Genomic DNA, 12283 nt, shown 5'->3' with positions numbered 1-12283 from the left:
ATATTTTTAACATTGAGTAAGATTTATCTTTGCAACTTAAATAAAACTCGTTGCAACGGATACAGTCCATATTTAGTCCCAAAAACCTTTTTGCTTGTCTTTTCATTGTTTTTATAATGATGAGCAATCTCCGTTTTTCATCAATGTACGTGTATTACAGTTTGGATAGGGAGGGGTTTATAGAACAACTTTGTGAAAACAAGGACAAACCGGAACTTAATTGTGACGGTAAATGTATGTTGGCACAAATGCTACGTGCCCAAGCGGAGGACGAGGAGCCCTTACCTGTAATAGGCTGGGAAGAAGTCTTGGTATTTTTTATGGAGATACCTAGTTACAATTTACCAAGTAGCAACGAGAATAAGATGAACCCATTCTATTACACAGAATCCTATTCGTATCGATTTAGCGATACCCTGATCAAACCACCAATGGTTTAAGATATACCCTAAAAACGGCAAACACCCACTGCCGAATATGTATAATCTTAAACATAACATCAAAAATGAATAAAAGTGCGATGGCAAAACTTTATGTTTTGCTTTTTGGGACCAGTATGTCCTATGCGCAAGTGTCAAATGCGCAAGATACCTTATCAAAAGCACCGGTACAATTGGATGAGGTACTGGTAGAGGGAAAACGAAAGACAGATCCGGTTTTGTCCTCATTTAAGAGTGAACCGGAAAAGAAAATTGTCCAATCCAAGAATGTGGCCGATCTATTTAAGGATATCAATGGCTTTAATCTGATTAAACGCGGTAACTATGCCATAGATCCGTCTTTTCGGGCCTCACAATATGAACAATTAAATGTTCAGTTCAATGGCGGCACCAAGGTGATGCACGCCTGTCCTAACCGGATGGACCCTATTACTACTCATGTGACCCCAGAAGAGATAGAGCGGGTAGAAGTGGTTAAAGGGCCATATACCTTTAGATACGGGCCCACCTTTGGAGGTATTGTAAATTTGGTGACTCAAGAAGTTGAAAAACAAGAAAAAGGATATCATGGAAAGGTTAATTTTGGTGGTGAGAACAACGGGAATGCCATCACCAGTTTTGCCAACCTAAAGTACGTTGGGGAGCAGTTTGATGCGAACCTCAATTTCGGATTCCGTGATTTTGGCAACTATGAGGACGGAGACGGCAATGAAGTGCCATCGTCTTTTAAAAGTACCGATTATGGCGTTCAGGTAGGATACAATCCAACGGAAAACCAGAGGATTCAGGTAGGATTCCGGCAATCTTTTGGAAGGGATGTACTGCATGCTGGACTGTCCATGGATACTGAGGAAGATAACAGCAATGTACTTTCTGTCGACTATAAATTGGACAATATTTCCGATGGATTAAAAGCCTTGAGCGCAAAGGTGTACCGTTCCAAAGTAGACCATATTATGACCAACGAACTAAGACCGTCTTTTATGATGACGGAGGCCGTATCGGAAGTTGATGCCCTTACTGTTGGTGGTAGGGTCGAACTCGAGTGGAGACCTATTGTCGACTTAAAACTCTATACGGGGTTGGATGCATTTTCAATAGGAAGAACGGGAAATAGAACACGTTTGGTAAAAAGGAATATGAACGGTGATTTACTGCCCAATCCCATGGAGTTTGTTGATGAGGTATGGCAAGATTCCCAAATTGATGACTACGGGGCGTTTGTAGAGGGTAAATATCCGTTATCCAAAAAGTTGTTGTTGAATGTAGGGGCGAGGTATGACATGGTTCTGTCCAAAACAGATGCACCAGCAGATGATTTTGTTGCCGAATATCCCGATTTGGATACAAGAACGGAGCATAATTTTAGTACAACAGCATCATTTAAATATATGGCTTCGTCCAAACTTTTGTTGGAATTGGCCTATGGTAGAGGAGTGCGTTCTGCCAATATGATTGAGAGGTTCATCAACCATTTTACAATAGGTCAGGATCCTTACGAGTATGTTGGGAATCCTTATTTGGGTGCCGAGGTAAACAATCAATTTGAACTGGGTATGAAAGCAAATACCAATTTTGAGGGATATGCTTTCAACCGATTGGATTATGGAGCTTCTGTGTATTATTCTATCTATGACAATTATATTGTTCCCGTGATAGACCCATCTTTGGACAAAAAATACATGCCCATGGCGGAACCCATCGAAGTAAAACGGTTCACCAATTTGGACAAAGCGTACAAAACTGGCTTTGAAGTTTTTGGGGAATTGGCTTTTTTGGAAGACTTTACCTTTAAAACGGAGTTGTCCTATGTGTATGCCAAAAATCAGGATTTGGATGAATCCCTTCCGCTGACACCACCTTTGGTGAGCCGCTTCAACTTAAGTTTTGAGAGAGAAATGATTTGGGCCAGGGCAACCTATACGTTTACTTCGGAACAATCCAATATTGCGAATTCCTTTGGAGAGCAAAGTACGGATGGTTATGGGGTTGTGGATTTGCGTTTTGGTGCAAAGCCCTTCGAGCATTTGACCGTAGGTGTGGCAGCATCCAATATTTTTGATGAGACCTACAATAATCACTTGAACTTCTCTTTTGTGAACCAAGCAGATTATGGCCGGGTGCCGATTAATGACCCCGGAAGGAATCTATCTGCCTTTATACAATACGGTTTTTAGAGAATCACGAAAATTAAAAGAGGCCGTCCAAAAAGCAGCAAAACTTTGATTTTGTCAGGTTGAGCGCAGTCGAAACCCATTGATCATCAAATTGACTTAGGTTCTCGACTGCGCTCGAACTAACAGGTAACAAGCTTTTTAGATGGCCTCTTTTTGTAATTTAAAAATCTTTTTTATTTAAAGTCTGATGCCTCGACTCCTTCGTTTACTTTGATTTCTTTTACGTTAAACTCAAAGTTTTGAGGCCCTATGCTCTGCATCAGCTTGAATGGGAATTTGATACCTGAAACTTCTTGGTAATCACTATACCCCAAAGTACTCGTCATTTGCTGGCCTTGTACTTCCTGAGTGTTGATTTCCTGAACTTTTAGGCCAGTCTCCACATCATAGAAAGCTGTTTTGCCGTCGTTTATTTTCAACTTGTAGGCGTTTTTGTCACCCATAGGCTCAACACCTTCCAAGGTAACATCGCCTGCAGCCAAGTAATTCAATTCAGGGAAAGCGGCAGATTCTTCTTTGATTTTTGCAATTTCCTCTGGCGAAAGATCCTTGCGCTGACCTTGCACTACCATGTAACCGGAATCACCATCCAAAACCTGTTTTTGCATGGAGTTGCCCTGTACTTTTACATTTTGCATAAATTGGTCTTGGGATGTTTTCTTCATTTCAAGTTCCAGCTTCATGCCCTGCATTTCAGCTTCTGCCATCATGGAATAAGAATCCACACCTTCCAGTTTGGATTTACCGCCAATAGCTTCAATATAATTTTCCAAAACAGTATTGGCATCCATTCCTTCTGGAACTGCTGCGTTATAGTCAGGCTTTTCCGCTTTGTTGGCATACTTGTCGTAGTAAAGTACAGGAATATCTTTCCCGTTAAAGTTTACTTTTTCCAAGTTTCCCAACACATCGCTTCCCTTTCCGGTAACAACTACGCGGGCATTGGTAGTGGAGAAATGCTTTTTAGCGGCTTGTAGTACATCTTCCTTGGTTATGGCATCGATTCGCTCTAAATAGGTTTCGTAAAAATCCTTTGGAAGGTTTTCGGTTTCAATATTTAGCGCATACTCGGCAACGGTTTCAGGTTTTTCGAGGGCCATCACAAAACTTCCTGCATATTTGGCCTTTGCGTTCGCTAGTTCTTCATCGGAAACAGGCTCGGAAGTGATTTTAGCTATCTCTTTCAATATTTGAACCACAGAACTATCGGTTACAGCGTTTCTTACCTGAGCATAGGCGTTGAATCGCATAGGACTGTATTTGTTGGCCCTGATACCAGAGTATGAACCATAGGTGTAGCCCTTGTCCTCTCTCAGGTTTTTGAACAACCTTGCCTGTCCTCCTCCGCCTAATATTCTATTGGCCAAAAGAGCATCCAGATAGTCTTCGTCCTTCATTTTTAAGTGGGTGATGTTTTCCACAGCAACTTCGGACTGCACAGCGTTGGGCATATCAACAAAGTTGATTTGGGTGTACTGCACATCTTTTGGATCGGAATATGTAAAAGAAGGCGGGGCTGCTTTGGACCATGGAGTAAAGTTTTTGGTGACCAACTCTTTTACAGTATCAAAATCTACATCCCCAATAACTACCAAATAAGCATTGGCGGGAACAAAATAAGATCGGTAGAATTGCTCAACATCGAGTAGGGTTACATTGTTAACGGTCTCCTCGGTCATAAACTCACCAAAGGGGTGGTCTTTGCCATAGGCCAAGGCCAATTGAACCCTGTCCGCAATGGCCGAAACGTCTTTTTCTTGAGATTTGATTCCAGTAAGGACTTTTTCTTTCTCCTTTTCAAATTCTTCTTGAAGAAAGTTTGGATTGAGTGCAGCATCGGCCATCAACTCCAAAATGCGAGGAAAATATTTGGATAGTGAGCTTGCAAAGGCACTTTGATCACCAATGTAGATGTTGGCACCCAAAAAATCCACTTCTTCATAAAATTCATCCTTTGGAATGTTTTTGGACCCTTTGCCCAGCATACTTGCCGTAAGGGTGGAAATACCTGCTTTTTCTCCTTCCATAATCGGAGGATTGTCAATGGAAAGTTGAATACGTACCCTTGGCAATTTGTGGTTTTCCACTACAAGGACCTTCAAGCCATTTTTAAGCTCAAAACGGGCTGGTTCTTTTAAGTTGATCTTGGGAGCTGGCCCTGGTTCAGGTTGTGTGCTCCTGTCTATTTGTGCGTATGAGGCTGTCATAAATAAGGACAGCACAGCTAAAGTTAAATACTTTTTCATCTTAATTAGCATCTTTTTGTTCTGGTAAATACTCCAATTCCAATCGTTGGTTTACCTTCAAATATTTTTTGGCCACTTCCATGATTTCTTCACGGGTAATGGAACGGTAAATGTCAATCTCCGTATTGATGAGGTTGGTGTCGTCCTTCAACATATAATTTTCTGCCAATGAGTTGGCGATGCCCTCAACACTGCTGTTGGCATTTACAAATTGGTTCTCGAACTTGTTCTGAAGTTTTTGGTAATCCTTTTCGGAAATCAACTCCATTTGAAGTTTTAGGATTTCTTCATCAATTTCTTTTTTGATGTCCTGAATGGAATTGTCCCCGACCGGAAGGCCTCCAACAATATAGGAACTGTAATCTTCGGCATCAATAGGCACGGAAAGTATTTGCAACGCCATTTTTTTCTCGTCCACCAATTTTTTGTAGAGTTTGGAGCTTTCCCCGTCACTTAAATAAGTAGAAATCATGTTGATGACATAAGCATCTCGTTGCCCTTGCCCTGGTGTTCTATAGGCCAATAAAATGGCAGGGATTTGGATGTTCGGGTCGTGATATTTGGCAAATTTGGTTTTGGTGATAGGCTCTTCCTTTACATTTGGCCTTTGAATTTCGGCTCCTTTTGGAATAGGTCCAAAATAATCCTCGATCATCTTTTTGGTTTTGGCGGTTTCAAAATCGCCAGCTACAACCAAAACCGCATTGTTGGGCACGTAGTAGGTTTGGTTGAATTTTTTGAAATCATCCAAAGTGGCACTTGCCAAATGCTCAAAAGACCCGATAACCCCCCAGCGATATGGATGGTTGGTATATAGATTTTTCAGGATTTCATTAAAAAAGGCACCGTAGGGAGAGTTATCTACCCGAAGTCTCTTTTCTTCTTGTACCACTTCTTTTTGGGTGTCCACGCCAACTTGCCCAATTATAGGGTGCATTAAACGCTCAGATTCTAACCAAAGGCCTATTTCCAAGCTGTTGGAAGGGAAAACCTCATAATAATAGGTGCGGTCCAAAAAGGTGTTGGCATTATGCCTTCCTCCATTGGAGGCAACAATTTGATCCCACTCACCTCGTTCAATGTTTTTGGTGCCTTCGAACAATAAATGTTCAAAAAAGTGGGCAAAACCCGTTTTGTCGGGGTCCTCGTCCTTGGATCCCACATGGTACATAACCGATGTGGTAACCACAGGCGCACCGTTGTCCTGATGTAGGATAACGTGCAGACCGTTGTCTAGGTCATACTCTTCAAAAACCACTTCCTGTGCAGAAAGCAGCGTTACTGCAAAGAGCATTGTAAATGCAGAAAACAAATGTTTTTTCATGTTAATAGTCAGTATTTAAAATTGATATTGCTAAGAGGTTGGTATCGATTTCCCAATCGATGTTACGCTAAATATAAAATTTTTTATGACGATCCTATGAATTTATAAAAGTCTTTAGATTTAAAATGTGGGATAATTCACAAACATTCAGTAAATTAAACAATAAATCCAAAAATTGAAACATGAAAAATTTAACCCTTCCAATTCGTTTCGGGATAGTCACCAGTGCTGTGCTGATTGCGTATTTTTTGATTTTGGCCTTGATGGGAAAACATACCAATGTTTTTTACAGCCTGTTTAATGGGGTGATTACTGGTTTTGGCATATATGAGACAATCAAGTACACCAAAATAAGACAGGGCAAAGATTTTAGTTATGGAAATGGGTTTACTGCGGGCATTACTACTGGTTTTGTTGCCACGTTGTTGTTCACCATTTTCTTTGCCGTCTATGCAACGGAGTTGGACAGTACTTTTCTTGATAAACTCTCCTCGGCATGGTCCAACGACTATAAGAATTTCCAAGGGATTGTATTTTTTACAGTGGCCATTATGGGGTTTGCCACGACTTTGGTTTTGACCCTCTCGTTTATGCAACTCTTTAAAACCAGCAACAATTCAAAAAAAATTATGGGTTAAATCAGGGAAGAATACTTGTAGATTAAGGATTTAGCAGTATATTTGCACCCGCTAATTTTGATAAAGCACAGTAATTTTAATCTAATTAACGCATTATGTACGCAATTGTAGAGATGGCAGGGCAGCAATTTAAAGTTGCAAAAGACCAAAAAGTGTACGTTCACCGTTTGCAGGAAGAAGAAGGTAAAAAAGTTACTTTCGACAAAGTTCTTCTTTTGGAAGATGGTGGTAACGTAACCATTGGCGCCCCGGTCATAGAAGGTGCGGCTGTTGAGGCCAAAGTAGTAAAACACCTTAAAGGAGATAAGGTAATCGTCTTTAAAAAGAAAAGACGTAAAGGATACCGCAAGAAAAACGGTCACAGACAATATTTGACCGAAATCGTTGTTGAAGGTATTGTAGCAAAAGGTGCCAAGAAAGCGGCTCCTGCTAAAGCTAAAGCCGAAGCAAAACCAGCTGCCGAACCAAAAAAGGCAGTGAAAAAAGCTGAAGCTCCAAAAAAAGAAGCTCCAAAGGCAAAGGCAACTGAGGATTTAAGTTCCAAAACAGTGGCCGAATTGAAGGAAATGGCAAAAGTCAAGGAAATTACCGGTTACTCTTCCATGAAGAAGGCCGAGTTGATTGAAGCGTTAAGCAAATAAGAAAAGAACTAAAATTTATATATCATGGCTCACAAGAAAGGTGTAGGTAGTTCAAAAAACGGTAGAGAATCAGAATCGAAACGCTTAGGTGTTAAGATTTTTGGTGGTCAGGCAGCCACTGCTGGTAACATTATTGTAAGACAACGTGGTACCAAGCACAACCCTGGCGAAAATGTATACGCAGGAAAAGACCATACTTTGCACGCCAAAGTAGATGGCTTAGTTAAGTTTGAGAAAAAAGTAGGTGGTAAATCTTATGTTTCCATCGAACCTTTTGAAGCTTAATAAGCAATAATATTTATTGAAAAGGCTCTGCATTTGCGGAGCCTTTTTTGTATACAATCATTTTTAAAGGTTTCATAACCTAATGGTGATGTTGGAGTGAGAGAGGATGGCCTTCTTTTCTTGTAATGGACGATGAAAAGAACTTTTATTTTTACGATTTGAAAAAAGCGCTGGACTCGGATTGATGCTTAAAACGTAAGTTTTCGTTTTCGAGCAGCAATTGCCCAAGTATCAACCTTTTACCATTCTCAATAACGGATACTTCATCATGGGAATTGATGGTGGGACAAATGTGGTAGGTAACACCATAGAGCACGTCCCCGAGGTTATATTTGTCCCAGTCATAAGTTATTGGTATTTCACCAAAAACTGTTTTTTAACCATCTGCACCAATTTATATAAAATTTTTCTACACAAAAAGGTGTTACAAGGTTTTGGAATGATTTGTTTACTCTATTTTTAAATAGGAAACATAATCTATTATTCCTAGTTCGTTACGTATTTCCCCATCATTCAAATGTGAGATAAATTTAAAACTTTTATCTTTCAATCCACCAATTACATACATGAGCTGGCTATTTCCTATTAGTTCATGTACACCCTTTTTTTCTGCCAATTCATTAATTCTTTCTGTATTTAACTCAAACATTTCAGGGGAATCCCCATAAAAAAGAAGGCCAAGCACACCTTCCTTAATGGGCTTTTCTTCTTTTTCAGGAATTGTTTTTTCTAACTTGGGTCTAAAATCTTCCAGAACAGCGATGATTTTTTTCATCATTTCTTCTGATGAAGTATCGTTTTCTTCACCATCAAGTGTATAAGAAAAATCATGGGCCTCCTCGGAAGGGAACCAACTAAAGAACCAAAATTCATTCTTCTTATAACTAATGATGTCAATAGAACTTTCCCCTGGAATAGTTTGGGCCGGTTCAATACATTCATTAATGAAATAATATGTTTTTTCCACACGATCATCATCATACCCTTTCCAGGTCGGAAGAAATTCTCCATCGGCCATCAATAAATCTGTTGTCGCATTATAACCGTAAAGTGTTCCATAAAATAAAATGTTGTTTTCATCTTGCATATTGTAGGTTTTAAGTTTATGGGAGCGAAAAAATAAACATTTTTCAAAATATGTACTCTATTTTGTTTATTATTTAATTGGGTAGGTCCAAACAGACTTTTGCCACAATGGACAATGAAAAGAACTTTTATTTTTACGATTTGAATAAAGCGTTGGACTCGGATTGATGCTTAAAACGTAAGCTTTCGTTTTCGAGCAGTAATTGCCCAAGTATCAACTTTTTTACCATTCTCGATAACGGATACTTCATCGTGAAGGTTAATAGTGGGGCAAATGTGATACGGAATACCATATAGCACATCTCCAACCTTATGTTTGTCCCAATCTTTAACTCTGATCACCCCATGTTCTTCACTTTGTGAGAGCAATTCATAATCCTCAAGATTGAGGAATTTGACCCGTTTGTCAATCGGGTTTTCAGCCGCCACGGATTTATGGCCTAGATCTACTGTAATAATGCCCTCGGTGGGTTTGGAAATGATCCTTGTGATCAAAAGTGCTGCGTGCTTAAAATTTTGCTCCGTTAACTTTTCATTATAGCCCCAATCCCAAAGCACACAAGTTCCCGGACTGGTAATTCTACTGTCCTCAATAAGATGGGAAGTAAAGGACGGGGTTCCTCCACAGATCATTTGGGAGTCTGGGTACTTTTCTTGAACTGCTTTAAAGTATGCGGTTACTTCATCCAGTCCTTTTTCAATTTTTTGGTTCCTCTCCTCAAAATCGGTGTCCCTTAAATGCCCATCATACACGTGGAACCCTTTAAAATGTAATGCACTGCAAGCATTAAGAAAAGCCATCAACTGATCAAGGCCGTGTCCAATTTTTATACCGGAACGGTTCATGCCGTTGTTGATATCAATATAGATATTAACGGAAAGTTCCTGTTCCAAAGCCTCTTGGTTTAAAAGCTCGGCACTATCCATATTGTCCAGAATGGTGGAAAACCGGGTTTCAGAATAGTGTTTCATCAAACTAAGGAGGCGCTTTACTTTGGGCCCAACAAGTTGATGGGAAATCAAAACAGATTTGGCTCCAGCTTCAGCAGCTATTTCCGCTTCAGAAATGGTGGAAGCCTTAAAATTGGAGATTCCGGATGCCAACAATAACTCCATTACCTTGGGCATTTTGTTGGTTTTGATATGTGGCATCAACCGTTCTGTTTTGCCGTCTACCAATGTAATCATCTCATTAATATTGTACTTTACACGTTCCAAGTAGAACGCTACCGACGGTGAATCTACTGCTTTCACATTTTGAATACTGTACCAGTTGTCCATTGTTTTGATATATAAATTGCCAAAGCAATGTAACCAATTAAATGGTGCCAAAAAAAGTTCCTTGATAAACCATTGTGACTTTTACATAAAGTTTTTTTGTAGCTTTAATAACATTAACTATAAATCTTATATCATGAAAAAAGCAATCATTTCATCATTATTGGCTTGTTCTATTCTATTTACTAGCTGCTTAGGTTCTTTTAGTGCTTTCAACAATTTAAAAGATTGGAACCAAGGATTAACGGATAGCAAGTTTTTGGATAACCTCATATTTTGGGGATTGAACATAGTTCCCGTTTACGGCCTATTTTTTCTTGGAGATGCCATTATTTTCAACGTAATCGAGTTCTGGTCAGGTTCCAACCCCATTGCTATGAAGGATGGGGAATCCGAAACCCAAATGGTAGAGCACGATGGAAACAAATTTAAAATGGTGGCCACCAAAAACAGAATTCAGGTTACTGTTGTGGAAGGGCCTAAAAAAGGAAAGAAAATTGATTTGGTATACAAACCAGATGAAAAATCTTGGAATGCCATTCGTCCAAATGGTGAGATTATTAAACTATCCTCTTTTGAAGAAGGGTTCTATATTGTTTATATGCCAAACGGAGAAAAGGTTAAAATCGACCCTATGAGTACTAGGGAAGAAGGCTTGGCCTTGCTTCAAGAAAACAAGACTTGTTACTACGACCAGACTGTTTTAGGAGACTAAACTTCCGTATTCAATAAAAAAACCCATGGCCTACTCCATGGGTTTTTTGTTTTATAAAGACTTTTTAAGCTTAATAGCGATAATATTCAGGCTTAAAAGGTCCTTCTACTTTTACACCGATATAATCTGCTTGCTCTTGCTTGAGCTCCGTTAACTCAGCGCCCAATCGTGACAAGTGCAGTTTGGCCACTTTTTCATCCAAATGCTTGGGAAGCATGTATACTTCGTTGGCATATTTGTCGCTGTGTTTCCAAAGTTCTATTTGTGCCAAGGTCTGGTTGGTGAACGAGTTGCTCATTACAAAACTTGGGTGTCCTGTTGCACATCCAAGGTTTACCAATCTACCCTCGGCCAAGATAATTAGATCTTTGCCATCAATAGTGTACTTGTCAACCTGTGGTTTTATTTCGTCTTTGGTATCGCCGTAAGTTCCATTCAACCAAGCCATATCAATTTCATTGTCAAAATGGCCTATGTTACAAACAATGGCTTTGTCCTTTAAGGCTCTAAAATGTTCTTCACGTATAATGTCCTTGTTACCTGTTGTAGTGATTACAATATCGGCATTGGATACCACGGTTTCCAGTTTTTTCACTTCAAAACCATCCATGCAGGCTTGCAAAGCACAAATTGGGTCAATTTCGGTAACGGTAACAATGGCGCCAGCTCCGCGGAACGATGCAGCAGTTCCTTTACCAACATCGCCATAACCGGCAACCACGACACGTTTACCGGCCAACATAGTGTCCGTGGCTCTTCGGATAGCATCCACGGCACTCTCACGACATCCATACTTATTGTCAAACTTGGACTTGGTCACAGAATCGTTCACGTTAATGGCCGGCATGGGAAGCGTTCCCTTTTTCATTCTTTCATACAAACGGTGTACCCCGGTTGTGGTCTCTTCGGATAGACCTTTTACTCCAGTTGCCAACTCAGGATATTGGTCAAGGACCATATTGGTAAGGTCCCCGCCATCATCCAAGATCATGTTCAATGGTTTTCTTGCCTCACCAAAGAACAAGGTTTGTTCAATGCACCAGTCAAATTCCTCTTCGGTCATCCCTTTCCATGCATAAACCGGGATTCCTGCAGCAGCTATTGCCGCAGCAGCATGGTCTTGAGTAGAAAAGATATTGCAAGAACTCCAAGTTACCTCAGCTCCAAGGGCCACCAATGTTTCAATTAAAACAGCGGTTTGAATGGTCATGTGAAGACAACCGGCAATCCTTGCACCCTTTAAAGGTTGTTGGCTCCCGTATTCTTCACGTAAGGCCATAAGCCCTGGCATTTCGGCCTCGGCAAGCTCAATTTCTTTCCTTCCCCAATCTGCAAGAGAGATATCCTTTACTTTGTAAGGTACATGCGGAATTGTCTTTGTGCTCATATTTTATATAAATTTACTTTTGTAGCTTCGCTTAAACAGTGCGACAAAGATACGAATTCACTTAAC

At 40.1% G+C, this 12283-nt stretch carries 12 protein-coding genes; 6 read left to right on the top strand and 6 right to left on the bottom strand.

Features of this window, described 5'->3' with window-relative positions:
* The first annotated feature begins 116 nt into the window (after nt 1-116).
* Together MURRU_RS05195 and MURRU_RS05190 are read left to right on the top strand one after the other, a co-directional pair.
* Entirely contained in the window at nt 117-440 is a 324-nt protein-coding gene (locus MURRU_RS05195) for a hypothetical protein (protein WP_014032379.1), read from the top strand.
* An 80-nt stretch (nt 441-520) separates the two neighbouring features.
* Nucleotides 521-2617 carry a TonB-dependent receptor domain-containing protein gene (locus tag MURRU_RS05190; RefSeq protein ID WP_014032378.1) on the top strand — a complete coding sequence of 699 codons (2097 nt, stop codon included), beginning with the start codon at nt 521-523 and terminating at the stop codon, nt 2615-2617.
* 173 nt (nt 2618-2790) lie between these two features.
* On the opposite strand, the gene MURRU_RS05185 is transcribed toward MURRU_RS05190, so the two are convergent.
* Nucleotides 2791-4863 carry a M16 family metallopeptidase gene (locus MURRU_RS05185; protein WP_014032377.1) on the bottom strand — a complete coding sequence of 691 codons (2073 nt, stop codon included), beginning with the start codon at nt 4861-4863 and terminating at the stop codon, nt 2791-2793.
* A 1-nt stretch (nt 4864) separates the two neighbouring features.
* Nucleotides 4865-6187, bottom strand: a complete 1323-nt coding sequence (locus MURRU_RS05180) for a M16 family metallopeptidase (RefSeq protein ID WP_014032376.1) — start codon at nt 6185-6187, stop codon at nt 4865-4867.
* Nucleotides 6188-6369: 182 nt separating this feature from the next.
* On the opposite strand from MURRU_RS05180, the gene MURRU_RS05175 reads away from it, so the two are divergent.
* The 3 genes from MURRU_RS05175 to rpmA all read left to right on the top strand — a co-directional run bounded on the left by MURRU_RS05175 (nt 6370) and on the right by rpmA (nt 7751).
* A complete protein-coding gene (locus MURRU_RS05175; protein ID WP_014032375.1) occupies nt 6370-6825 on the top strand; it encodes a DUF4199 domain-containing protein in 456 nt (151 codons plus the stop codon).
* Between the two features lie 95 nt (nt 6826-6920).
* Complete coding sequence (gene rplU / locus MURRU_RS05170) at nt 6921-7466, top strand: 50S ribosomal protein L21 (RefSeq protein ID WP_014032374.1); 546 nt, start codon at nt 6921-6923, stop codon at nt 7464-7466.
* 24 nt (nt 7467-7490) lie between these two features.
* A complete protein-coding gene (rpmA, locus tag MURRU_RS05165) occupies nt 7491-7751 on the top strand; it encodes a 50S ribosomal protein L27 (RefSeq protein WP_014032373.1) in 261 nt (86 codons plus the stop codon).
* 151 nt (nt 7752-7902) lie between these two features.
* Here the strand turns inward: rpmA and MURRU_RS18210 are convergent, their stop codons facing one another.
* The 3 genes from MURRU_RS18210 to MURRU_RS05150 form a co-directional block, all read right to left on the bottom strand.
* On the bottom strand, nt 7903-8067 hold the full coding sequence (locus MURRU_RS18210) for a hypothetical protein (RefSeq protein WP_417870663.1): 165 nt from the start codon (nt 8065-8067) through the stop codon (nt 7903-7905).
* A gap of 132 nt (nt 8068-8199) precedes the next feature.
* Nucleotides 8200-8838 carry a hypothetical protein gene (locus MURRU_RS05155; RefSeq protein WP_014032372.1) on the bottom strand — a complete coding sequence of 213 codons (639 nt, stop codon included), beginning with the start codon at nt 8836-8838 and terminating at the stop codon, nt 8200-8202.
* Between the two features lie 170 nt (nt 8839-9008).
* On the bottom strand, nt 9009-10118 hold the full coding sequence (locus MURRU_RS05150; protein ID WP_014032371.1) for a D-TA family PLP-dependent enzyme: 1110 nt from the start codon (nt 10116-10118) through the stop codon (nt 9009-9011).
* A 133-nt stretch (nt 10119-10251) separates the two neighbouring features.
* Between MURRU_RS05150 and MURRU_RS05145 the strand changes: the two genes are divergently transcribed.
* The gene (locus tag MURRU_RS05145) at nt 10252-10830 is read left to right on the top strand and encodes a DUF3332 domain-containing protein (RefSeq protein WP_014032370.1); all 579 of its coding nucleotides are present in this window, start codon (nt 10252-10254) and stop codon (nt 10828-10830) included.
* A gap of 70 nt (nt 10831-10900) precedes the next feature.
* Here the strand turns inward: MURRU_RS05145 and ahcY are convergent, their stop codons facing one another.
* Nucleotides 10901-12217 carry an adenosylhomocysteinase gene (gene ahcY, locus MURRU_RS05140; protein WP_014032369.1) on the bottom strand — a complete coding sequence of 439 codons (1317 nt, stop codon included), beginning with the start codon at nt 12215-12217 and terminating at the stop codon, nt 10901-10903.
* Between the last annotated feature and the right edge of the window lie 66 nt (nt 12218-12283).

It is taken from the genome of Allomuricauda ruestringensis DSM 13258 (genome assembly GCF_000224085.1).
In the GTDB taxonomy this organism is placed as follows: domain Bacteria; phylum Bacteroidota; class Bacteroidia; order Flavobacteriales; family Flavobacteriaceae; genus Flagellimonas; species Flagellimonas ruestringensis.
This window is presented reverse-complemented; position numbering and strand designations above follow the sequence as displayed.